We start from the raw sequence: 21735 nt of genomic DNA on the forward strand, positions 1-21735 counted from the left end.
GGGCCCACTAGCCCGGCGGCCAGGGTGCTGCTCGACCGGCTTCAGGCAGCGCTGGGCTGAAGCAGGTCCGCTACCGCGTGCGCGCGATCAAGTACCGGAAGACGTTGGGCATCCACACGGTCCCGTCCCGCCGCTTGTGCGGGTGCAGGGCCTCCGTCAGCTCCTTGTCGACCTGCACCTGATCCGTCGCGCCCACCGCCGCGTCGAACAGTCCCGTCGAGAGCAGACCGCGGACCGCGCTGTCCGTGTCCGCGTACCCGAAGGGGCACGCGACGCGTCCCGAGCCGTCCGGCTTGAGGCCCGCCCGCTGGGCCACCTCTTCCAGGTCGTCGCGGAGCGCGGGGCGCCAACTCCCCGTACTGCGGAGCGGGTCGGCGAGCTTGGCCGCCACCTTCAGTACAGAAGAGGTCGTGCAGCGCTCCGGAGGGCCCCATCCGGCGAGGACCACGGGGGTGCCGCTCCCGGTCAGCGGGACGGTGGACTCCAGGAGGCCGGAGAGGCCTTCGGAGTCACCCGCCGTACAGCCGATCGGGTGGAACGCGGTCACCATGTTGAAGGCGGGCACGTCCGGCCCCGACACGTCGTCGGGGCCGCCCTCCACGAGCCGGGTGTCGCCGTACGGCCGTCCGTCCGGGCTCGCGTCGGGCTGCAGGCGTTCGCGCGCCAGGGCGAGCCGTTCGGGTGCCGAGGGGTCCACGCCGGTGACCGACGCGCCCCGTGACGACGCCATCAGGAGGGCGAGTCCGGAACCGCAGCCCAGACCGAGAAGCCGTGTTCCGCTGCCTACGTCGAGTCGTTCGTACACCGCTTCATAGAGCGGAACCAGCATCCGTTCCTGGATCTCCGCCCAGTCACGCGCGCGTGCGCACCGGTCCACGCCACGGGGGGTCGTGCCCGCGTGGGGGAGGTGCGGCTGCGCGAGTGTAGGTGTCATCGAAAGCGCCCCATTCCGCCGAGAGTTGCTGGAGTGTCGTATTCAAACGTTTCGTCCGCCCCCGTGCAGTGCGCTCGCACTCCCCCCGTATGCCAGAGAACTCCGCATCCGTCGCGGCGTCCAGAGGTTGTGGGGCAATGCTTGCGTGCCACCGTCGTGCGCCCCCTGGAGGAATTCAATTCCCGCCCTCCGTAGGCCCGCCGTACCATGCGCGCCATGGCTAAGGCACCTGTTCTCACGCCCCGGGCGGAAGACTTCCCGCGCTGGTACCAAGACCTGATCAACAAGGCGGAGCTGGCCGACAACGGCCCGGTGCGCGGCACCATGGTCATCCGACCGTACGGCTACGGCCTGTGGGAACGCATGCAGCAGGACATGGACGCCCGCATCAAGGAGACGGGTACCCAGAACGCGTACTTCCCTCTCCTCATCCCCCAGTCGTATCTGACCCGGGAGGCCGAGCACGTCGAGGGCTTCGCCCCCGAACTGGCGGTCGTCACGCACGGCGGCGGCAAGGAGCTCGAAGAGCCGGTCGTCATCCGCCCCACCTCGGAGACGATCGTCAACGAGTACTTCTCGAAGTGGGTGCAGAGCTACCGCGACCTGCCGCTCCTGATCAACCAGTGGGCGAACGTGGTCCGTTGGGAGCTGCGGCCCCGGCTCTTCCTGCGGACGTCGGAGTTCCTCTGGCAGGAGGGCCACACGGCCCACGCGACGTACGAGGAGGCACGCGATTTCGCGGCCCGCATCCACCGGGACGTCTACGGAGCCTTCATGCGGGACGTCCTCGCGATGGACTTCGTCCTGGGCCGCAAGACCGCCGAGGAGCGCTTCGCGGGCGCCATCAACACCCTGACCCTCGAAGGCATGATGGGCGATGGCAAGGCCCTCCAGCTCGGCACGAGCCACGAGCTCGGCCAGAACTTCGCCAGGGCCTTCCACACCCAGTACCTCTCCAAGGAGGGCAAGCAGGAGCTCGTCTGGCAGACCTCCTGGGGCAGTACGACGCGGATGATCGGCGCCCTGGTGATGATGCACGGGGACGACAGCGGCCTGCGGGTCCCGCCGCGCCTGGCTCCGGTCCAGGCCGTCGTCCTCGCCATCAAGGGCGACGACGCGGTGCTCGCCAAGGTCCACGAGATCGGCGAGCGCCTGAAGGCCGCGGGCGTGCGCGTCCAGGTCGACGACCGCACCGACACCCCCTTCGGACGCCGCGCCGTCGACTGGGAGCTCAAGGGAGTGCCGGTCCGCGTCGAGGTCGGCCCGCGCGACCTGGAGAACGGCACCGCGATGCTGGCCCGCCGCATCAGGGGAGGCAAGGAGCCGGTCGCGATCGACACCCTCGCCGCCCTGCTGCCCACCGTCCTCGAAGAGGACCAGAAGCTGCTCCTGGACCAGGCCCGCGAGCGCAGGGAGTCACGCACCTCGGACGTCACCACCGTCGCCCAGGCGGTGGAGGCCACGGCCGCCGGCGGCTGGGCGCGCATCCCCTGGGCCACGCTCGGTCCGCAGGGCGAGGCGGAGCTTGCCGAGCACTCCGTGTCCGTACGGTGTCTGGTCACGGAGGACGGGGCGGTGCCCGACGCCGATGAGACCCCGGGTAACGTCGCTGTGGTGGCCCGCGCCTACTGACGGGCGCGCCTCCGGTACCAGCGCGCCCGTTCCTGGCTCGTACGCCTGCCCAGGCAACACAAGCCCCGGTGTGCGGACTTCTTCTACGCGCCGGGGCGTACGCGCTACTACGTACCGGCTTGCCATGACCTGCGAGGCTTCTGGGCAGATCAGCGCACCCGCCCTCGTCTTGACGCATCAATGGCAACTGACGGGTACGTGCAAATTATTTGGGATGCCCCGGAATGGAACCCCTGGGCATCCCGGCTCGTTGTTCACGACGTGAGCACGACACCACCTGTTCTCGCCGCAGAGCTGGCACAGGCGTGGGCCGATATTCAGCGGCACCACCCCGAGCTGCCCGATCTAGCCGCGCCCGAATCCCTGATCGGAGAGTCGTCGTCCGCCTGCGGCGCCGAGCTCTCCTTCGAGCGACTGCTCCATGAGGCAGTCCATGGCATCGCCGCGTCACGCGGCGTACGCGACACCTCACGCGCGGGCCGCTATCACAACCGCAGATTCCTCGCGATCGCCGAGGAGCTGGGCCTTGACCATCCCGAGGAGCCGCACCCCAGCAGCGGCTTCTCGCTGGTCACGCTCAACCCCGAGGCGAGGAAGCGCTACCGCCCGACGATCGAGCGGCTCCAGCGCGCCCTCAAGGCGCACACCGCGGCGACCGCCGCCGACACGGCACGCAGCTTCCGGGGCCCGGCCGCCCGGCACGGCTCCTCCGGGGGCGGCGTCCGTGTCAAGGCGGTCTGCGACTGCGGGCGCAACGTCCGCGTGGTCCCGTCGGTGCTCGCCCAGGCGCCGATCGTCTGCGGTGGCTGCGGCAAGCCCTTCCGGATCCCGGAAGTCGTCGGCGCCGTCGCGGGCTGACGGGGCTGAGCTGGAGAGCTGTGCCGGTCGGGGCACCCGGACCCGTTTCGGGCGCCCCGCCGACGTATGGCACAATGGCTAGCTGTACTCGACAGCCGCATAGGAACCCTCTCGCCTCCGGCTGACGCGTCCATCGGGCACCCCGAGTACCGCAACCCCACGTGGCATCTCGTTGTGCCCAACCACGTCAAGACCAGGAGACACCACTCCAGTGGCAGTCAAGATCAAGCTGAAGCGTCTGGGAAAGATCCGCGCGCCTCACTACCGCATCGTCGTCGCCGACTCCCGTACCCGCCGTGATGGTCGGGCCATCGAGGAGATCGGTCTGTACCACCCGGTGCAGAACCCCTCGCGCATCGAGGTCAACTCGGAGCGCGCGCAGTACTGGCTCTCCGTCGGCGCTCAGCCGACCGAGCCGGTCATGGCGATCCTGAAGCTCACCGGTGACTGGCAGGCGCACAAGGGCCTTCCGGCCCCGGCGCCGCTGCTCGTCGCGGAGCCCAAGGACAAGCGCGCCGCGTTCGAGGCCTTCACCAAGGGCCTCGAGGGCGACGACGCGAAGGGTGAGGCCATCACCCAGAAGGCCAAGAAGGCTGACAAGAAGGCGGACGCGGCCGAGGCTGCGCCCACCGAGTCGACCGAGGCCTGAGCATGCTCGAGGAGGCTCTCGAGCACCTCGTGAAGGGCATTGTCGACAACCCCGACGACGTGCAGGTCGCCTCGCGCAACCTGCGCCGGGGGCGTGTGCTCGAGGTCCGGGTCCACCCGGATGACCTCGGCAAGGTGATCGGCCGCAACGGCCGTACCGCGCGCGCTCTGCGGACCGTCGTGGGCGCCATCGGCGGCCGTGGTGTCCGCGTCGACCTCGTCGACGTGGACCAGGTTCACTGAACCACAGGTAGCACCGGCACGGGCCGGGGAGGGCTTCTGGGCCTTCCCCGGCCCGTAGTCGTTTCCAGGCGTCTGCCGTCGTCAACGGTGACCCTTCCGTAGGCACACGACAGGAGAGAAAGCAGTGCAGCTGGTAGTCGCGCGGATCGGCCGCGCCCATGGCATCAAGGGTGAGGTCACCGTCGAGGTGCGCACCGACGAGCCGGAGCTGCGGCTCGGGCCCGGCGCCGTCCTCGCCACCGACCCCGCCTCCACAGGGCCGCTGACCATCGAGACCGGCCGGGTGCACAGCGGCCGCCTGCTGCTGCGCTTCGAGGGCGTACGCGACCGCACGGGCGCCGAAGCGCTGCGCAACACGCTGCTGATCGCGGAGGTCGACCCGGAGGAGCTCCCGGAGGAAGAGGACGAGTACTACGACCACCAGCTGATGGACCTCGACATCGTCACCAAGGACGGCATCGAGGTCGGCCGGATCACCGAGATCTCGCACCTGCCCTCGCAGGACCTGTTCATCGTGGAGCGGCCCGACGGCAGCGAGGTGATGATCCCCTTCGTGGAGGCGATCGTCACCGAGATCGACCTGGAGGAGCAGCGGGCGATCATCGACCCGCCGCCCGGCCTGATCGACGACCGCGCGGAGATCGCCTCCGCAAGGGACGACGAGGATCCTTCGGGAGACGAAGCCTGATGCGTCTCGACGTCGTCACGATCTTCCCCGAGTACCTGGAACCCCTGAACGTCTCCCTCGTCGGCAAGGCACGCGCGCGTGGACAGCTCGACGTGAACGTGCACGACCTCAGGGAGTGGACGTACGACCGGCACAACACGGTCGACGACACCCCGTACGGCGGCGGCCCCGGCATGGTCATGAAGACCGCCCCCTGGGGCGCGGCGCTCGACGACGTGCTCGCCGAGGGGTACGAGGCCGGGGCCCACGAGCCGGTTCTGGTCGTCCCCACGCCCAGCGGACGCCCCTTCTCCCAGGAGCTCGCCGTCGAGCTCTCCGAGCGCCCCTGGCTGGTCTTCACGCCCGCGCGCTACGAAGGCATCGACCGCCGCGTCATGGACGAGTACGCGACCCGGATGCCCGTCTACGAAGTGTCGATCGGCGACTACGTCCTCGCGGGCGGCGAGGCTGCCGTCCTGGTCGTCACCGAGGCCGTGGCCCGGCTGCTGCCCGGAGTCCTCGGCAACGCCGAGTCCCACCGCGACGACTCCTTCGCCCCCGGCGCCATGGCGAACCTCCTCGAAGGCCCCGTCTACACGAAGCCTCCCGAGTGGCGTGGCCACGGCATCCCGGACGTGCTGGTCAGCGGTCACCACGGCAAGATCGCGCGCTGGCGCAGGGACGAGGCGCTGCGGCGCACGGTCCGCAACAGGCCTGACCTGATCGAGCGTTGCGACCCCGCCGCGTTCGACAAGAAGGACCGCGAGATGCTCTCGATCCTGGGGTGGCGGCCGGGCCCCGACGGCCGATTTGGGCGAGACCCCGAGGCCGTGGAAGAATAGGCCGCTGCTGTACGTCCAGCGTGCGCCCCTGCCACAGGGGGACAGACGCCCGCCCGATGTGAACAGCTATCGAATCCTCATCACGAACTTACCGCTGATGACCTGTGGCATCAGTGAAGAAAGCAGACGATCATGGCTAACCTGCTCGACTCCGTCGACAGCGCTTCGCTGCGCACCGACATCCCGGCCTTCCGCCCGGGTGACACCGTCAACGTCCACGTGCGCGTCATCGAGGGCAACCGCTCCCGTGTGCAGCAGTTCAAGGGCGTAGTCATCCGCCGCCAGGGTGCCGGCGTGCGCGAGACCTTCACGGTCCGCAAGGTCTCCTTCTCCGTCGGCGTGGAGCGCACCTTCCCGGTGCACACCCCGATCGTCGAGAAGATCGAGCTCGTCAGCCGCGGCGCCGTGCGTCGCGCGAAGCTGTACTACCTCCGTGAGCTGCGCGGCAAGGCCGCGAAGATCAAGGAGAAGCGCGACAACTGAGCTCGCGCACGGGTCCACAGCGGGGCCGGATAGCATCTGGCCCCGATGGACACCGAAGCACAGCACACGGAGCGCGACCGCTCCTCCCCACCCACCGATTCCCCGAGCGCCGAGAGCGACGGGGAGTCCGCGGGGGCGGAGGACCGGTCGCGCTCCGCTTTTATGTCGTTCGTCTCCTGGGTGCCCGGCGGCCGCATCACCCTGACGCTGCTGGTCTGCATGGTGTCCTTGCTGCTCGTGAGCACCTTTGTGATGCAGCCGTTCCAGATCCCGAGCGGCTCCATGGAGCCCGCGTTCCGGGTCGGAGACCGGGTACTCGTCAACAAGTTGGCGTACCGTTTCGGTTCCGAGCCGCAGCGAGGTGACGCGGTCGTCTTCGACGGCAGCGGTTACTTCGGGGATGCCGACTACATCAAGCGGGTCGCAGGGGTGGGGGGAGACCGCGTGGTCTGCTGCGACGAGCGGGGGAGGATCAAGGTGAACGGCGAGCCGGTCGACGAGCCGTACCTGTACCCGGGGGATGCCCCCTCCAAGGTGCCCTTCGACGTCGTCGTACCGGAAGGCAGCCTGTTCCTCCTCGGTGACCACCGCGCCGACTCCCGTGACTCCCGCGACCACTTGGGCCAGCCCGGCGGCGGCATGATTCCCCTCGACTCCGTGATCGGCAGAGCCGACTGGATCGCCTGGCCCGTCGGGCACTGGACGTCCCTGGACCGTCCCGACAGCTACGCGCGCGTGCCGGCACCAGGCGGCGCGCATGGGTAACCGAGGGCGGACGCGAGCCGCAAGTCACCGTTCCGACACCAGGCTGCCCACAGGATCCCGGCCCACCACCGGTCCCGTACTCCCCGGAAGGGCCGAGCGGCGCAAGCTCGCGCGGAAGGTCAAGCGGCGCAGGCAGCGCTCGGCGATCAAGGAGATACCGCTCCTCATAGGCGTCGCGCTCCTCATAGCCCTGGTCCTGAAGACCTTCCTGGTGCAGGCCTTCGTGATCCCCTCGGGCTCGATGGAGCAGACGATCAAGATCGGCGACCGTGTCCTCGTCGACAAGCTCACCCCGTGGTTCGGTGCCAAGCCCGAGCGCGGCGACGTCGTCGTCTTCGAGGACCCGGGCAACTGGCTCGAGGACGAACAGACCAAGAAGAAGGACGACCCCGTAGGCGTCAAGCAGGTGAAGGAAGGCCTGTCCTTCATCGGGCTGCTGCCCTCCGACAACGAACGCGACCTGATCAAGCGCGTGGTCGGCGTCGGCGGCGACACCGTGAAGTGCTGTGACAAGAACAAGAAGCTCACGGTCAACGGAGTCCCGCTCACCGAGCCGTACATCAATCCGGGTGATGAGCCCTCGTCCTTCGATTTCGAGGTCAAGGTTCCCGAGGGGCGTCTCTTCGTCATGGGAGACCACCGCTCCGACTCGGCCGACTCCCGCTTTCACCGCACCGAGAAGTTCAGCGGCACCGTCAGTGAGGACAGCGTCGTGGGGCGCGCGCTCGTCATCGCCTGGCCCTTCGACCACTGGCGCAAGCTGGAGGAGCCCGAAACGTACGCGTCAGTGCCCGACGCGGGTGCGGGGTCGGCCACTGCTCTCGGGCCGTCGCATAGGGTGGCACCCGGCGATCGATACGGATTGACCGGACTCCCGACCCCTGCGGAACTCCCGCTCGTTATGGGAGTGGTGGGCCTGCATCGCATCAGGCGCGGGCAGCGGCACGGACTGAGGAGTGGATGTGGGGGATGTGGCGGTCGGCGCACGGTCCGGACACGGTGGGCCCGAGGAGCAGCCAGGGCGATCGGACGAGCCCCAGGACGGGGCCGCAGCGGACGGCGTGAACCCCGGGAGTGACACCGCGGGCGCCGGTCCCGCACCCGGTGACCGGGACGGGAAGCAGGCCAAGGGGGCGAAGAAGCCCCGCTCCTTCTGGAAGGAGCTGCCGCTCCTCGTCGGCATCGCGCTGATCCTGGCCCTGGTGATCAAGACCTTCCTGGTGCAGGCGTTCTCGATTCCCTCGGACTCGATGCAGAACACGCTCCAGAAGGGCGACCGCGTCCTGGTCGACAAGCTGACACCGTGGTTCGGATCGGAGCCTGAGCGCGGCGAGGTCGTCGTCTTCAGGGACCCCGGCCACTGGCTGGACGGTGAGCCGACGCCCGACCCGAACGCGATTCAGCGGGTCCTCGGCTGGGTCGGCCTGATGCCGTCCGCCGACGAGAAGGACCTCATCAAGCGCGTCATCGCGGTCGGTGGCGACACGGTGGAGTGCAAGGGCACCGGTCCGGTGAAGGTCAACGGCAAGGCGCTGAACGAGCCGTACGTCTTCGAGGGCAACACCCCGTGCAGCGTCGACGACCAGGGCGGCCAGTTCAAGATCACCGTCCCCGCGGGCAAGATCTGGGTCATGGGTGACCACCGGCAGAACTCGCTGGACTCCCGCTACCACCAGAACCAGCCCGGCGGCGGCGCCGTCCCCGTGGACAACGTCGTGGGCCGCGCCATCGTGATCGCCTGGCCGCCCACCCGCTGGGCGACGCTGCCCAAGCCGGACACCTTCGACCAGCAGGGCATCAACGCCGCCATGAGCGCGGCACCGGCGGCCCTCGGGCTCGCGGGTGCGGTTCCGCTCGTGCTCTGGCGCAGGCGTCGGCTCACGGTCGCCGCTGTGCAGGACACGAGGGTTTCTGGCGGAGGTACCGCCGGGTAGGGTGCCGTCCCAGATCACCGATCTTCCGCGCTCCTGTTCGTAGGGGCGCGGGGTCGTCTCCGATATGGGGGAGCACTGGGATGAGCAGGACACAACGTACGGACGAGGGCCACGGACGGCTCGGCAGCGTGCTGTCGGGACTTGCCGTGGCCCTCGGCTGTGTGCTCTTCCTGGGAGGCTTCGTATGGGGCGCCATCCTGTACCAGCCGTACACCGTGCCCACCGGCTCGATGACGCCGACGATCGGCGCGGGCGACCGGGTCCTGGCCGAGCGGATGGACGGCAGCGAGGTGCGCCGGGGCGACGTCGTCGTCTTCCGGCAGGCGAGCTGGGGCGATCTGCCGATGGTCAAGCGTGTGGTCGGCGTCGGCGGGGACCGGATCTCCTGCTGCACGGACGGCAAGCTGATGGTCAACGGCAAGCAGGTCGCAGAACCGTATCTCCCCGAGGGCAAGGGCGCCGCGGCCACCGGAATCCCGGCCACCACGGTCCCCAAGGGCAACCTCTTCCTGCTCGGTGACGAGCGCAGCGGCTCCCTGGACTCCAGCGTCCACCTGGGCGACTCCAACCACGGCTCCGTGCCGCGCAGTGCGGTGGAGGGGCGGGTCGACGCGGTGGCCTGGCCGCTGGGCAAGTTCGGGACGCTGGAGCGCCCCGATGGCTTCGCCGACATGCCGGGCGGCATCTCCGCGCCGGGGCCCGTGCGGCTCGTGGTGTGGGCGGTGGTGGCCGGTGCCGTCCTCGTCCTGGGCGGCGCCGCCTACGGTCCGGTGGCCAAGCGGCTGGGCCGCAGGCGTGAGCGTCCGCAGAGCCGTGACCGGTCGGGGGCGACCGCCCGTGTCGGCTGAGGCACAGCCGCTGCGCAGGGTCGCGCGGGTCGTGCTGCTCGACCCGCAGGACCGGATTCTGCTGCTCCACGGCCATGAGCCGGAGGACGCGGCGGACGACTGGTGGTTCACGCCGGGCGGCGGTCTGGAGGGCGACGAGACGCATGAACAGGCCGCACTGCGTGAACTGATGGAAGAGACGGGCATCACCGAGGTCGAGCTCGGCCCCGCCCTGTGGCAGCGGATCTGCTCCTTCCCCTTCGCCGGACGGCGCTGGGACCAGGACGAGCGGTACTTCCTGGCGCGTACGTCACAGACGTCCACGCAGGCCACAGGGCTGACGGAGCTGGAACAGCGGAGTGTCGCCGGAGCGCGTTGGTGGACGTGCCAGGAACTGACCGAGGCACATGAGACGGTGTATCCGACCAGGCTCGCCGAGCTGCTTCGCAGGCTGCTCGACGAGGGTCCTCCGAGCCGGCCCGAGACCCTCGACACGGAAATCGTGTAGAGGCTCCAGGGGCTGACGCACAATAGGGGGACGCACGGCTGAAGGGGAACATGCCATGAGCGCCGAGGACCTCGAGAAGTACGAGACCGAGATGGAGCTGAAGCTCTACCGGGAGTACCGCGATGTCGTCGGTCTGTTCAAATATGTGATCGAGACCGAACGGCGCTTCTACCTCACGAATGACTACGAGATGCAGGTGCACTCGGTCCAGGGTGAGGTTTTCTTCGAGGTGTCCATGGCGGACGCCTGGGTGTGGGACATGTACAGGCCCGCACGGTTCGTGAAGCAGGTACGCGTCCTGACGTTCAAGGACGTGAATATCGAGGAGCTCAACAAGAGCGATCTCGAGCTGCCGGGAGGCTGAGTCCACCGGGCTCGCTTGGCGCACCGGATTTTTTTTGGGCGGGTCTGCTTGGCGGGTTTGTTTGGTGCACCGGCTTCACCGGGTCGGGTGGGCGAGTTATCCACAACGCGTGAGTCGTCCACCAAGATCCACAACGCTCGGGGCTGAGTCCCAGTGTGGATGTCGGAGGTGGTGCCGACATGAACGCACGGGGGGCACTCGGGCGGTACGGCGAAGATCTGGCCGCGCGGCGGCTCGGAGAAGCCGGAATGACGGTTCTGGAGCGCAACTGGCGCGGTGGCAGAACCGGTGAGATCGACATCGTGGCCATGGACGGCGAAGCGCTGGTCGTCTGCGAGGTCAAGACCCGCAGAGCAGGCCTGGTCGGCCCGGGGATCTATCAGCATCCGATGGCGGCCGTGGGCCGGGACAAGGCGGAGCGGCTGCGGCGCCTCGCCGAGCGCTGGATCGAGGAGCGCGGCGGCCCACCGCCGGGCGGGGTGCGGATCGACCTCGTCGGCGTGCTGATCCCACGCCGCGGCGCCCCTGTCGTGGAGCACGCGCGGGGGGTGGCCTGATGGGATTCGCGCGTACGTGTTCCGTGGCGCTGGTGGGCGTCGAGGGCGTGGTCGTCGAGGTGCAGGCCGATCTGGAGCCCGGCGTCGCCGCGTTCACGCTGGTCGGGCTCCCGGACAAGAGCTTGACGGAGAGCAAGGACCGGGTCAGGGCCGCCGTGGTCAATTCGGGCGGGGAATGGCCCCAGAAGAAACTGACGGTCGGCCTCAGCCCGGCTTCGGTGCCCAAGGGCGGCAGCGGCTTCGATCTCGCGGTGGCGTGTGCTGTGCTCGGTGCGGCGGAGCGGATCGACCCGCGGACCCTCGCCGACATCGTGATGATCGGTGAGCTGGGGCTCGACGGGCGGGTGCGGCCGGTCAGGGGCGTGCTGCCCGCGGTCCTCGCGGCGGCGGACGCGGGCTATGAGCAGGTCGTCGTCCCGGAGTGCACGGCGGCCGAGGCCGCACTGGTGCCGGGGGTCTCGGTGCTCGGGGTGCGCAGCCTGCGCCAGCTGATCGCCGTGCTGACCGATGAGCCGGTGCCGGAGGAGGAGCAGGACGAGCCCGGCCGGCCCGACCCGATGCTCGCCGGGCTCTGCGTGCCCGGGACGGGTGTGGGCACGGGGCTCAGCGGCGGTCTGGACGACGCCCTCGCCCTGGACCTGGCCGATGTCGTCGGACAGGCGTCGGCCCGCACCGCCGTGGAGGTGGCGGCGACGGGCGGGCACCACCTCTTTCTGCAGGGCCCGCCGGGCGCCGGAAAGACGATGCTCGCGGAGCGGCTGCCGGCGATCCTGCCCCGGCTGAGCCGGGAGGAGTCCCTGGAGGTGACGGCCGTCCACTCCGTGGCGGGCATGCTGCCGCCGGGCAAGCCCCTGGTGGACACCGCGCCGTACTGCGCGCCGCACCACTCCGCGACGATGCAGTCGCTCGTGGGCGGCGGCAAGGGAATCGCACGGCCGGGGGCGGTCTCGCTGGCACACCGTGGGGTGCTCTTTCTCGACGAGGCTCCGGAATTCAGCAGCCAGACCCTGGACTCGTTGCGCCAGCCCCTGGAATCGGGCCACGTGGTGATCGCCCGCAGTGCGGGAGTGGTGCGGCTGCCCGCGAAGTTCCTGATGGTGCTCGCGGCCAACCCCTGCCCCTGCGGTCGGCACACCCTGCTGGGCGACGGCTGCGAATGCCCGGCGTCCGTCGTCCGCCGCTATCAGGCGCGGCTCTCGGGCCCGCTGCTCGACAGGGTCGACCTCAAGGTCGAGGTGGAGCCCGTCACCCGGTCCGAGCTGGCCGGGTACGGCACGCGGGGCGACTCCACGCAGACCGTCGCCGACCGGGTGCGCGCCGCCCGGGAGAGAGCGGCGGTCAGGCTGACCGGCACCGGCTGGCGGACGAACAGTGAAGTGCCGGGGCACGCCCTGCGCACCCGGTGGCCCGCCGAGCCGGGCGCCCTGGACGCCGCCGAACTGGACCTGGAGCGCGGCTTCCTGACGGCACGGGGGCTCGACCGCGTCCTGCGGGTCGCCTGGACCGTCGCGGACCTCGCGGGACGCGACCGGCCTGCCGCGCAGGACGTGGCCCTGGCGCTGCAGTTGCGTACGGGGGTGTCGCGGGGAGTGCCGATGGCGATCGGGGCGCTGACATGACCCCGGCCTCGGGATCGGCTTCGGGAGCGGCCTCGGGCCCCGTCTCGGAGGAGGAGCGGCTGGCGAGGGCCGCCCTGACCCGGATTCTCGAACCGGGGGATCAGGTGGGCGGGCGGTGGTTGCGGGAGACCGGGGCCGTCGAAGTGGTGCGGCGGCTGGCCGAGGGGGATGAGCGCCTTGACGGGGTGACGCCGGCGCGGTGGGAAGGGCTGCGGGCGCGGGCAGGGAAGGCGCGGCCCGAGCATGACCTGGCGGTGGCGCGGGACGCGGGGGTGCGGTTCGTGTGCCCAGGGGAGGCGGAGTGGCCCGTCCAGCTGGACGACCTGGGGGACGCGCGGCCGGTGGGGCTGTGGGTGCGGGGGCGGCCCAGCCTGCGGATATGGGCGCTGCGGTCGGTGGCCGTGGTCGGCGCGCGGGCCTGCACGGAGTACGGGGCGCACATGGCGGCCGGCCTCGGCGCGGGGCTCGCCGAGAAGGGCTGGGTGGTCGTGTCGGGTGGCGCCTATGGGGTGGACGGAGCCGCGCACCGGGGAGCTCTGGGGGCCGGTGGGGCCACGGTCGCGGTGCTCGCGTGCGGGGTCGACCGGGCCTATCCGCGAGGACACGCCGAGTTGATCAAAAGGATCGCGGAACAGGGGCTGGTGGTGGGGGAGTTGCCGCCCGGCGACCACCCCACGCCCAGCAGATTCATCCTCCGGAACCGCGTGATCGCCGCCCTGACCCGGGGCAGCGTCGTCGTCGAGGCGGCCTATCGCAGCGGGGCGCTCGCCACGGCGCGCAGTGCGCAGGAGCTCGGACGGTTCACGATGGGGGTGCCGGGCCCCGCGACCAGCGGTCTCTCGGCGGGGGTGCATGAACTGCTGCGGGGTGACGGCGTTCTGGTCACCGACGCGGCGGAAGTCGTCGAGCTGGTCGGCGACATGGGCGAGCTGGCCCCGGAGCGGCGCGGTCCCGTCGTGCCGCGGGATCTGCTCGCCCCGGACGCGGCGCGTGTCCTGGCGGCGCTGCCCGCCCGGGGGAGCGCGTCGGTTCGGGAGGTCGCACTCGGCGCGGGCACGGTGGTGGACGAAGCGATCGGTCGACTGTACGAGTTGCGCTCACTGGGGTTCGTCGAACGACACGGCGACGGCTGGCAGTTGACACGCCAGGCGATTGTGTCGGTCTTCCCGGAGGGAGGGGGTTCGTGACCGAGTGTGTTCGGCCGTCTGGATGAACCCCCGACGGCCTTGGAAAGACCCGCAGTTGGCCCTTCGGAGTCGTCACGGAGGGCGACGAGGGGAACTCGGTGGGGCGTCCAGCGGAACGTATCTGCGTACGCGGGATCCCCTACTGTTCGCACACTGCGACACTCCAGTCACGCTACGCTCACAAGGATTCCGACGCGGACAGGCAATCACAGGCAAGCAGACGGCAGACGGACAACCTCATTCACTTCACGCAATCTCACCACCTAGCGGGCGCGGGCGAATCCATCGGCTCGCGCGACCTCACCAGTTCACGGCAGAACGGCTCAAGGCGACGAATGCCCCAGCACACCTCAGGGTCCGATCGGGCGGCAGCTCCCCCCGCCGCCCGTAGTGGCGAGCGGGAGCGGCCCCCCGCGCCCTCGTCGCTGGACGAGCTGTGGCGGTCGTACAAGGAGACGGGGGACGGGCGGCTGCGCGAGCAGTTGATCCTGCACTACTCGCCGCTGGTGAAGTACGTCGCGGGACGGGTCAGCGTGGGGCTGCCGCCCAATGTCGAACAGGCGGACTTCGTCTCGTCCGGGGTGTTCGGGCTGATCGACGCGATCGAGAAGTTCGACATCGAACGGTCCATCAAGTTCGAGACGTACGCGATCACCCGCATCCGTGGCGCGATGATCGACGAACTCCGTGCGCTCGACTGGATTCCCCGGTCCGTGCGGCAGAAGGCGCGCAACGTCGAGCGGGCCTACGCCACGCTCGAGGCGCAGTTGAGGCGGACGCCGTCCGAGAGTGAGGTCGCCCAGGAGATGGGCGTCGCGCTGGAGGAACTGCACGCTGTTTTCAGCCAGTTGTCGCTGGCGAACGTGGTGGCTCTGGAGGAGCTCCTGCACGTCGGCGGCGAGGGCGGCAACCGGCTGAGCCTGATGGACACGCTCGAGGACACCGCGGCCGACAACCCCGTGGAGGTCGCCGAGGACCGCGAGCTGCGGCGGCTGCTCGCGCGCGCGATCAATACGTTGCCGGAGCGGGAGAAGACCGTCGTCACGCTCTACTACTACGAAGGTCTCACGCTCGCCGAGATCGGCAATGTGCTCGGTGTGACGGAGAGCCGGGTGAGCCAGATCCACACGAAATCGGTGCTCCAGCTGCGGGCGAAGCTGGCGAGTTTCGGCCGCTGAGCGCGCTGAATCGTCCCTGCCCCCGGCCTGTGCGGTGCGGTGAGGGCGTGGGGTTCTTCGAGGTGGATCGACTCCCGTCCTGGCGGTCACGTCCGTAGAGTGGAGGGCGTGCCAAGGATTCGAGCGGCCTCTGTGGCCGAGCACCGGTCGATGCAGCGCGGCGCCCTCCTGGACGCCGCGCGGTCCCTGCTGTCCGAGGGCGGTACGGAGGCGTTGACCTTCCCCGCTCTCGCTGAGCGCACGGGCCTCGCGCGGTCATCCGTGTACGAGTACTTCCGGTCGCGTGCCGCGGTCGTGGAAGAGCTCTGCGAGGTTGACTTCCCCGTCTGGGCCGCGGAGGTCTCGGCGGCGATGGAGGGTGCGGAATCAGCCGAGGGCAAGGTCGAGGCGTACGTCAGGCGGCAGCTCGATCTGGTGGGGGACCGGCGGCACCGAGCGGTCGTCGCGATCTCCGCCGCCGAGCTGGACGCGGGGGCGCGGGAGAAGATCCGTGCCGCGCACGGTGGGCTCGTCGCCATGATCGGTGAGGCGCTGCGTGACCTGGGGCATGCCGAGCCCCGGCTCGCGGCGATGCTTCTGCAGGGTGTCGTGGACGCGGCTGTGCGGCGGATCGAGCTGGGCGCCGCCGAGGATCCCTCCGCCATCACCGAGGCGGCCGTCGCCATGGCGCTGCGGGGTGTGCGGGGCTGAGGACCCGCCCGTCGGCTTCTGGCACCGGTTCGTCGGCTTCTGGCGCCAGCGCGTTGTCCTCTGGCATCGGTACGTCGACCTCTGGCACCAGCGCGTTGCCCTGCGGCACTGGTTTCGTCGACCTCCGGCGTCAGCGCGTTGTCCCCCGGCACGGCCACGTTGACCTCTGGCACGGGCACGTCGTCCTCCGGCGGCAGTACGCCGATCTGCGGCAGCGGCTCGTTGCCCTCCGGCACCGGCACGCCGATCACCGGCAGCAGGCGGGACGCCCCGCGCCGCAGGAGCCACGGCGGCATCAGTGACAGCGGGTCCAGGTATGCGTCGCCCCTCAGCAGGCCCCAGTGCAGGCAGCTGCCCGGACAGTGGGCCGTGGGGAGTTCCAGCACCCCCAGTGCCTCGCCCGCCGTCACCTCTGCGCCCTTCTTGACCGTGGCCCGCACCGGCTCGTACGTCGTGCGCAGCGGTGGATCGCCCGTGCCCGCCAGCTCCACCGCGATCACTCCCCGGCCGGCCACCCGGCCCGCGAAAGAGACCCTGCCCGGAGCCGCCGCCCGGACCACCGCGCCCGGCGGCGCCGTGAGGTCCACGCCCCGGTGGCCCCGGCCGTACTCCGTCGCCGGAGGTTCCCAGCCCCGCACGACAGGGGGCCGCACCCCCACGGGCCACGCACCGCCCACCTTCGGCACGGGCTCCCCGCCGGGCAAGCCGTCCACCCCCGGCACCGGCTTCCCGCCGGGCAAGCCGCCCACCCGCAGCACGGGCCCACCCGCAGCGCCCGCGGGCAGGATCACCGCCGTGATCAGCACCACGGTCAACAGCACCAGGCTCAGCTCTCGTCGCATGTGAGACATGCCAGAACCGTCCCGCGTCGGGCCCGTCCGCGGGGATCATGGCGTGGATCTGTGGATGACCAGCTGGTTGTGGACAGCGGCGTCACCCGCTGCCTCGCGGGTCCCGTACACTTCTTGTGGCGATCCGGGTCACCGGGTCGACTTCGCACGCCCCGACACCAGGCCCTGAAAAGCCAGGTGCCAGCGCCTCTCGGTCCTTTGTGGCACGGCGCATCGCGGGCGTCAGGCGCGACCGCCGTCCGGCGGACGCGGCACAACCGAGAACACCTAGGAGTACGGCCATGGCCGTCGTCACGATGCGGGAGCTGCTGGAAAGCGGCGTCCACTTCGGTCACCAGACCCGTCGTTGGAACCCGAAGATGAAGCGCTTCATCTTCACGGAGCGCAACGGCATCTACATCATCGACCTGCTCCAGTCGCTGTCGTACATCGACCGCGCCTACGAGTTCGTCAAGGAGACCGTCGCCCACGGCGGCACGGTCATGTTCGTCGGCACGAAGAAGCAGGCGCAGGAGGCCATCGCCGAGCAGGCGACCCGCGTCGGCATGCCCTACGTGAACCAGCGCTGGCTGGGCGGCATGCTCACCAACTTCTCGACCGTCTACAAGCGCCTGCAGCGCCTGAAGGAGCTCGAGCAGATCGACTTCGAGGATGTGGCCGCGTCCGGCCTCACCAAGAAGGAGCTGCTCGTCCTCTCCCGCGAGAAGGCCAAGCTGGAGAAGACCCTCGGCGGTATCCGCGAGATGTCCAAGGTGCCCAGCGCCGTCTGGATCGTGGACACCAAGAAGGAGCACATCGCGGTCGGTGAGGCCCGGAAGCTCAACATCCCGGTCGTCGCCATCCTCGACACCAACTGCGACCCCGACGAGGTCGACTACAAGATCCCGGGCAACGACGACGCGATCCGCTCCGTCACCCTGCTCACCCGCGTGATCGCCGACGCCGTCGCCGAGGGCCTCATCTCCCGTTCCGGCGTGGCCACGGGCGACCAGAAGCCGGGCGAGAAGGCCGCCGGCGAGCCGCTCGCCGAGTGGGAGCGCGACCTGCTCGAGGGCGAGAAGAAGGCCGACGAGCCCAAGGCCGACGAGCCGAAGGCCGCCGAGGCCGAGGCCGAGGTTCAGAAGTCCGCCGAGACGGAGAAGGTCGCCGACGCCGAGCAGGCCGAAGCCCCCGCCGCCGCGGCTGACGCCGAGGCCCCGGCCGCGGACGCCGAGCAGGCCTGACCTTCACAGGTTCGGTAGTTGACGGCGGGGGCCTGCAGGCCCCCGCCGTTCACCCGTAGATCTTTCCGACCGTCGAGAGAGAATTTCAGGATCATGGCGAACTACACCGCCGCTGACGTCAAGAAGCTTCGTGAGCTCACGGGCGCCGGCATGATGGACTGCAAGAAGGCGCTCGACGAGGCCGACGGCAGCGTCGACAAGGCCGTCGAGGCCCTGCGCATCAAGGGCCAGAAGGGCGTCGCCAAGCGTGAGGGCCGCTCCGCCGAGAACGGCGCCGTGGTCTCCCTCATCGCTGACGACAACACCTCCGGCGTGATCGTCGAGCTGAAGTGCGAGACGGACTTCGTCGCCAAGGGCGAGAAGTTCCAGGCCGTCGCCAACTCGCTCGCCGAGCACATCGCCAAGACGACCCCGGCCGACCTCGAGGCGCTCCTCGCGTCCGAGATCGAGGCCGGCAAGACCGTCCAGGCGTACGTCGACGAGGCCAACGCCAACCTCGGCGAGAAGATCGTCCTGGACCGCTTCGCGCAGTTCTCGGGCGCCTTCGTGACCGCGTACATGCACCGCACCATGCCCGACCTGCCCCCGCAGATCGGTGTCCTGGTCGAGCTGGACAAGGCCGACGCCGAGCTCGCCAAGGGCATCGCGCAGCACATCGCCGCCTTCGCGCCGAAGTTCCTCTCCCGTGAGGACGTCCCGGCCGAGCTCGTCGAGACCGAGCGCCGCGTCGCCGAGGAGACCACCCGCGCCGAGGGCAAGCCCGAGGCCGCGCTGCCCAAGATCGTCGAGGGTCGCGTCAACGGCTTCTTCAAGGAGGCCACCCTCCTCGGTCAGCCGTACGCGCTCGACAACAAGAAGTCCGTCCAGAAGGTCCTGGACGAGGCCGGTGTCACCCTGAAGCGCTTCTCGCGCATCAAGGTCGGCATCTGAGTCCGTACCGCGATCGACGGTAGACCCCGCTAGGGTCGACAGCGGTCGCCCGCGTACCCCACGCAGTACGCGACGTACGACCGCAGATCTGACGAGGAGGCCATTGCCGAGCATGGGATGCGAACAACACCCCACCGGCAGTGGCCTTCTTCGTATGTGCGCCGAGCAAAAAGAAGCGAGAACTCCATGACCACCAAGGCCGACACAAACAGTGGTGACGACAAAGTCGCCGGTCGTTTCCTGCTGAAGCTCTCCGGTGAGGCATTCGCCGGCGGGGGCGGCCTTGGCGTCGACCCCGATGTGGTGCACGCGATCGCCAAGGAGATCGCCGCGGTCGTCCGTGACGGTGCCCAGATCGCGGCCGTCATCGGCGGCGGCAACTTCTTCCGCGGCGCGGAGCTGCAGCAGCGCGGCATGGACCGTGCGCGCTCCGACTACATGGGCATGCTCGGCACGGTCATGAACTGCCTCGCCCTCCAGGACTTCCTGGAGAAGGAAGGCATCGAGTGCCGCGTGCAGACCGCCATCACGATGGGCCAGGTCGCGGAGCCTTACATCCCGCTGCGCGCCGTGCGGCACCTGGAGAAGGGCCGTGTGGTCATCTTCGGCGCCGGTATGGGCATGCCCTACTTCTCCACGGACACGACCGCCGCGCAGCGCGCCCTGGAGATCGACGCCGAGGCCCTGCTCATGGGCAAGAACGGCGTCGACGGGGTCTACGACTCCGACCCCAAGACCAACCCGGACGCGGTGAAGTACGACGCGCTCGGCTACGGCGAGGTCATCACCCGCGACCTGAAGGTCGCCGACATGACCGCGATCACCCTGTGCCGCGACAACAAGCTGCCCATCCTGGTCTTCGAGTTGCTGTCCACCGGCAATATCGCCCGTGCCGTCAAGGGTGAGAAGATCGGCACACTCGTGGGCGACGAGGGCACCCGCGCCTGATCCCGGCGACGCCCCCGAGGGATGGACAAAGCCCTGCCGGTCGGACACGGTGCAGGGAAAGAGACGCGACGCAGCCGACGCCCCATGGACTCCCCCTACTTCACCGTGTGGGGGCGCCCCCAGCCCACTCACAACACGCAGGAGCAAGTGGTGATCGAAGAGACCCTCCTCGAGGCCGAGGAGAAGATGGAGAAGGCCGTCGTGGTCGCCAAGGAGGACTTCGCCGCGATTCGCACAGGCCGTGCGCACCCGGCGATGTTCAACAAGATCGTGGCTGACTACTACGGCGCCCTTACGCCGATCAATCAGCTCGCCTCGTTCTCGGTGCCCGAGCCGCGGATGGCCGTGGTGACCCCGTTCGACAAGAGCGCGCTGCGCAACATCGAGCAGGCGATCCGCGACTCCGACCTCGGCGTCAACCCCAGCAATGATGGAAACATCATCCGGGTGACGTTCCCCGAGCTGACGCAGGACCGCCGCAAGGAGTACATCAAGGTCGCCAAGACCAAGGCCGAGGACTCCAAGATCTCGATCCGCTCCATCCGCCGCAAGGCCAAGGAAGCGATCGACAAGGCGATCAAGGACGGCGACATCGGCGAGGACGAGGGCCGTCGCGCGGAGAAGGAGCTCGACGACACCACCGCGAAGTACGTCGCCCAGGTGGACGAGCTGCTCAAGCACAAGGAAGCCGAGCTGCTCGAGGTCTGAGGGCTCGTGGTCTGAGGACTGAGGAATCCGATCCGTGAACGACTCTTCCTGGGGGGCGCCTCCCAGAACCGGGTACTGGGGGCCGCCCGACCAGGGCCCTGCTCAAGGGGCTGTCCCGGCAGGTCCCGCGTACGATGCGCATGACGCCCTGTATCCAGCAGAGACGCAGCCCATGCCCATCGTGCCTGACATGCCTGAAGTACCCCAGGAGCCCATGCCCAGCGCATCACAGCCCGCCCCCGAGGCGCCCCGTACGCCTCAGGCGCCGCAGGCACCTCAAGCGCCTCAGGCACCCAAGGCGCCGCAGAAGAAGAGCGCGGGTCGTGATCTCGGGGCGGCCATAGGAGTCGGCGTGGGGCTCGGCGCGGTGATCGTCGCGTCGCTCTTCATCGTGAAGGCCGTCTTCATCGGCGTCATAGCGGTCGCCGTCGTGGTCGGTCTCTGGGAGCTCACCTCGCGGCTCGAGGAGCGCAAGGGCATCAAGGCGCCGCTGGTCCCGCTCGCGGTGGGCGGCGCCGCGATGGTCGTCGCCGGGTACGTCCGCGGGCCCGAGGGCGCCTGGGTCGCCATGGCGCTCACCGCGCTCGCGGTGCTCGTCTGGCGGATGACCGAGCCGCCCGAGGGCTATCTGAAGGACGTCACGGCAGGCGTCTTCGCGGCGTTCTACGTCCCGTTCCTCGCGACGTTCGTGGCGATGATGCTCACCGCGGACGACGGCGCGATGCGGGTGCTCACGTTCCTGCTCCTGACCGTCGTCAGCGACACCGGTGCGTACGCGATCGGCTGGCGCTTCGGCAAGCACAAGCTGGCGCCGCGCATCAGCCCCGGCAAGACCCGTGAGGGTCTGGTCGGAGCGGTGACGTTCGCGATGGCGGGCGGCGCGCTGTGCATGGAGTTCCTGATCGACGGCGGCACGTGGTGGCAGGGGCTGCTCATCGGCCTCGCCGTCGCCGCGAGCGCCACGCTCGGTGACCTCGGCGAGTCGATGATCAAGCGTGACCTCGGCATCAAGGACATGGGCACGCTGCTCCCCGGCCACGGGGGCATCATGGACCGCCTCGACTCGCTGCTGCCGACCGCGCCGGTGGTGTGGCTGCTGCTTGTCATCTTCGTGGGGTCCGGCTGACCTGCGCCTGGCT

Annotated in this window: 24 protein-coding genes and 1 pseudogene; 23 read left to right on the forward strand and 2 right to left on the reverse strand. The window is 69.6% G+C overall.

Features of this window, described 5'->3' with window-relative positions; translation table 11 throughout:
• Positions 1–70: 70 nt before the first annotated feature.
• Positions 71–934, reverse strand: coding sequence for a class I SAM-dependent methyltransferase (locus AC07AG_RS39210; protein WP_478761558.1), 864 nt, complete (start codon positions 932–934; stop codon positions 71–73).
• Positions 935–1150: 216 nt separating this feature from the next.
• On the opposite strand from AC07AG_RS39210, the gene proS reads away from it, so the two are divergent.
• The 18 genes from proS to AC07AG_RS39300 all read left to right on the forward strand — a co-directional run bounded on the left by proS (position 1151) and on the right by AC07AG_RS39300 (position 15936).
• Positions 1151–2566, forward strand: coding sequence for a proline--tRNA ligase (gene proS, locus AC07AG_RS39215; RefSeq protein WP_478761560.1), 1416 nt, complete (start codon positions 1151–1153; stop codon positions 2564–2566).
• Positions 2567–2827: 261 nt separating this feature from the next.
• On the forward strand, positions 2828–3424 hold the full coding sequence (locus AC07AG_RS39220; protein ID WP_344525344.1) for a hypothetical protein: 597 nt from the start codon (positions 2828–2830) through the stop codon (positions 3422–3424).
• A 211-nt stretch (positions 3425–3635) separates the two neighbouring features.
• Complete coding sequence (gene rpsP, locus AC07AG_RS39225) at positions 3636–4073, forward strand: 30S ribosomal protein S16 (protein WP_383316901.1); 438 nt, start codon at positions 3636–3638, stop codon at positions 4071–4073.
• Positions 4074–4075: 2 nt separating this feature from the next.
• Entirely contained in the window at positions 4076–4315 is a 240-nt protein-coding gene (locus AC07AG_RS39230) for an RNA-binding protein (protein ID WP_030361979.1), read from the forward strand.
• Between the two features lie 124 nt (positions 4316–4439).
• Positions 4440–5003 carry a ribosome maturation factor RimM gene (gene rimM, locus AC07AG_RS39235; RefSeq protein WP_478761562.1) on the forward strand — a complete coding sequence of 188 codons (564 nt, stop codon included), beginning with the start codon at positions 4440–4442 and terminating at the stop codon, positions 5001–5003.
• Positions 5003–5824: a tRNA (guanosine(37)-N1)-methyltransferase TrmD gene (gene trmD, locus AC07AG_RS39240; RefSeq protein ID WP_478761564.1), complete on the forward strand. Its 822-nt coding sequence runs from the start codon at positions 5003–5005 to the stop codon at positions 5822–5824. The genes rimM and trmD overlap by 1 nt, the downstream gene beginning before the upstream one ends.
• 132 nt (positions 5825–5956) lie before the next feature.
• Complete coding sequence (rplS, locus tag AC07AG_RS39245; protein ID WP_160507458.1) at positions 5957–6307, forward strand: 50S ribosomal protein L19; 351 nt, start codon at positions 5957–5959, stop codon at positions 6305–6307.
• A 45-nt stretch (positions 6308–6352) separates the two neighbouring features.
• Positions 6353–7072: a signal peptidase I gene (lepB, locus tag AC07AG_RS39250; RefSeq protein ID WP_478761566.1), complete on the forward strand. Its 720-nt coding sequence runs from the start codon at positions 6353–6355 to the stop codon at positions 7070–7072.
• Positions 7065–8150: a signal peptidase I gene (gene lepB / locus AC07AG_RS39255; protein ID WP_478761568.1), complete on the forward strand. Its 1086-nt coding sequence runs from the start codon at positions 7065–7067 to the stop codon at positions 8148–8150. The genes lepB (AC07AG_RS39250) and lepB (AC07AG_RS39255) overlap by 8 nt, the downstream gene beginning before the upstream one ends.
• Complete coding sequence (gene lepB, locus AC07AG_RS39260) at positions 8035–9006, forward strand: signal peptidase I (RefSeq protein ID WP_478761569.1); 972 nt, start codon at positions 8035–8037, stop codon at positions 9004–9006. Before lepB (AC07AG_RS39255) ends, lepB (AC07AG_RS39260) begins: the two co-directional genes overlap by 116 nt.
• 80 nt (positions 9007–9086) lie before the next feature.
• On the forward strand, positions 9087–9854 hold the full coding sequence (gene lepB, locus AC07AG_RS39265) for a signal peptidase I (protein WP_478761570.1): 768 nt from the start codon (positions 9087–9089) through the stop codon (positions 9852–9854).
• Complete coding sequence (locus AC07AG_RS39270; RefSeq protein ID WP_478761571.1) at positions 9844–10341, forward strand: NUDIX hydrolase; 498 nt, start codon at positions 9844–9846, stop codon at positions 10339–10341. The genes lepB (AC07AG_RS39265) and AC07AG_RS39270 overlap by 11 nt, the downstream gene beginning before the upstream one ends.
• Before the next feature lie 55 nt (positions 10342–10396).
• Positions 10397–10705 (forward strand): DUF2469 domain-containing protein, encoded by a 309-nt coding sequence (locus AC07AG_RS39275; RefSeq protein ID WP_003965949.1) that lies wholly within the window; start codon positions 10397–10399, stop codon positions 10703–10705.
• Positions 10706–10884: 179 nt separating this feature from the next.
• Positions 10885–11262 carry a YraN family protein gene (locus AC07AG_RS39280; RefSeq protein ID WP_478761573.1) on the forward strand — a complete coding sequence of 126 codons (378 nt, stop codon included), beginning with the start codon at positions 10885–10887 and terminating at the stop codon, positions 11260–11262.
• Entirely contained in the window at positions 11262–12881 is a 1620-nt protein-coding gene (locus tag AC07AG_RS39285; protein ID WP_478761574.1) for a YifB family Mg chelatase-like AAA ATPase, read from the forward strand. The genes AC07AG_RS39280 and AC07AG_RS39285 overlap by 1 nt, the downstream gene beginning before the upstream one ends.
• Positions 12878–14068 (forward strand): DNA-processing protein DprA, encoded by a 1191-nt coding sequence (gene dprA, locus AC07AG_RS39290; protein ID WP_478761576.1) that lies wholly within the window; start codon positions 12878–12880, stop codon positions 14066–14068. Before AC07AG_RS39285 ends, dprA begins: the two co-directional genes overlap by 4 nt.
• Before the next feature lie 335 nt (positions 14069–14403).
• Positions 14404–15246, forward strand: coding sequence for an RNA polymerase sigma factor WhiG (gene whiG, locus AC07AG_RS39295; protein ID WP_478761578.1), 843 nt, complete (start codon positions 14404–14406; stop codon positions 15244–15246).
• A 132-nt stretch (positions 15247–15378) separates the two neighbouring features.
• Complete coding sequence (locus AC07AG_RS39300) at positions 15379–15936, forward strand: TetR/AcrR family transcriptional regulator (protein WP_478761707.1); 558 nt, start codon at positions 15379–15381, stop codon at positions 15934–15936.
• Between the two features lie 230 nt (positions 15937–16166).
• Here the strand turns inward: AC07AG_RS39300 and AC07AG_RS39305 are convergent.
• Positions 16167–16778: pseudogene (locus AC07AG_RS39305) on the reverse strand (murein hydrolase activator EnvC family protein); the annotation flags it as partial.
• 290 nt (positions 16779–17068) lie between these two features.
• On the opposite strand from AC07AG_RS39305, the gene rpsB reads away from it, so the two are divergent.
• The 5 genes from rpsB (at position 17069) to AC07AG_RS39330 (ending at position 21722) form a co-directional block, all read left to right on the forward strand.
• The gene (rpsB, locus tag AC07AG_RS39310; protein ID WP_478761580.1) at positions 17069–18010 is read left to right on the forward strand and encodes a 30S ribosomal protein S2; all 942 of its coding nucleotides are present in this window, start codon (positions 17069–17071) and stop codon (positions 18008–18010) included.
• Between the two features lie 93 nt (positions 18011–18103).
• Positions 18104–18940, forward strand: a complete 837-nt coding sequence (gene tsf / locus AC07AG_RS39315; protein WP_478761582.1) for a translation elongation factor Ts — start codon at positions 18104–18106, stop codon at positions 18938–18940.
• A 186-nt stretch (positions 18941–19126) separates the two neighbouring features.
• Positions 19127–19888: a UMP kinase gene (gene pyrH / locus AC07AG_RS39320; RefSeq protein ID WP_249587479.1), complete on the forward strand. Its 762-nt coding sequence runs from the start codon at positions 19127–19129 to the stop codon at positions 19886–19888.
• Positions 19889–20038: 150 nt separating this feature from the next.
• Positions 20039–20596, forward strand: coding sequence for a ribosome recycling factor (gene frr / locus AC07AG_RS39325; RefSeq protein WP_127829926.1), 558 nt, complete (start codon positions 20039–20041; stop codon positions 20594–20596).
• 34 nt (positions 20597–20630) lie between these two features.
• The gene (locus tag AC07AG_RS39330) at positions 20631–21722 is read left to right on the forward strand and encodes a phosphatidate cytidylyltransferase (RefSeq protein WP_478761583.1); all 1092 of its coding nucleotides are present in this window, start codon (positions 20631–20633) and stop codon (positions 21720–21722) included.
• Positions 21723–21735 lie beyond the last annotated feature (13 nt).

The sequence above is a fragment of the Streptomyces sp. NPDC044044 genome, assembly GCF_056434405.1.

Coding starts and splice junctions, on each gene's coding strand:
- whiG (WP_478761578.1), top strand. CDS start 14,404: ATGCCCCAGCACACCTCAGGGTCCGATCGGGCGGCAGCTCCCCCCGCC.
- AC07AG_RS39230 (WP_030361979.1), top strand. CDS start 4,076: ATGCTCGAGGAGGCTCTCGAGCACCTCGTGAAGGGCATTGTCGACAAC.
- lepB (WP_478761566.1), top strand. CDS start 6,353: ATGGACACCGAAGCACAGCACACGGAGCGCGACCGCTCCTCCCCACCC.
- pyrH (WP_249587479.1), top strand. CDS start 19,127: ATGACCACCAAGGCCGACACAAACAGTGGTGACGACAAAGTCGCCGGT.
- AC07AG_RS39285 (WP_478761574.1), top strand. CDS start 11,262: ATGGGATTCGCGCGTACGTGTTCCGTGGCGCTGGTGGGCGTCGAGGGC.
- proS (WP_478761560.1), top strand. CDS start 1,151: ATGGCTAAGGCACCTGTTCTCACGCCCCGGGCGGAAGACTTCCCGCGC.
- AC07AG_RS39280 (WP_478761573.1), top strand. CDS start 10,885: ATGAACGCACGGGGGGCACTCGGGCGGTACGGCGAAGATCTGGCCGCG.
- trmD (WP_478761564.1), top strand. CDS start 5,003: ATGCGTCTCGACGTCGTCACGATCTTCCCCGAGTACCTGGAACCCCTG.
- AC07AG_RS39275 (WP_003965949.1), top strand. CDS start 10,397: ATGAGCGCCGAGGACCTCGAGAAGTACGAGACCGAGATGGAGCTGAAG.
- lepB (WP_478761570.1), top strand. CDS start 9,087: ATGAGCAGGACACAACGTACGGACGAGGGCCACGGACGGCTCGGCAGC.
- rplS (WP_160507458.1), top strand. CDS start 5,957: ATGGCTAACCTGCTCGACTCCGTCGACAGCGCTTCGCTGCGCACCGAC.
- rpsB (WP_478761580.1), top strand. CDS start 17,069: ATGGCCGTCGTCACGATGCGGGAGCTGCTGGAAAGCGGCGTCCACTTC.
- lepB (WP_478761568.1), top strand. CDS start 7,065: ATGGGTAACCGAGGGCGGACGCGAGCCGCAAGTCACCGTTCCGACACC.
- dprA (WP_478761576.1), top strand. CDS start 12,878: ATGACCCCGGCCTCGGGATCGGCTTCGGGAGCGGCCTCGGGCCCCGTC.
- tsf (WP_478761582.1), top strand. CDS start 18,104: ATGGCGAACTACACCGCCGCTGACGTCAAGAAGCTTCGTGAGCTCACG.
- AC07AG_RS39210 (WP_478761558.1), bottom strand. CDS start 934: ATGACACCTACACTCGCGCAGCCGCACCTCCCCCACGCGGGCACGACC.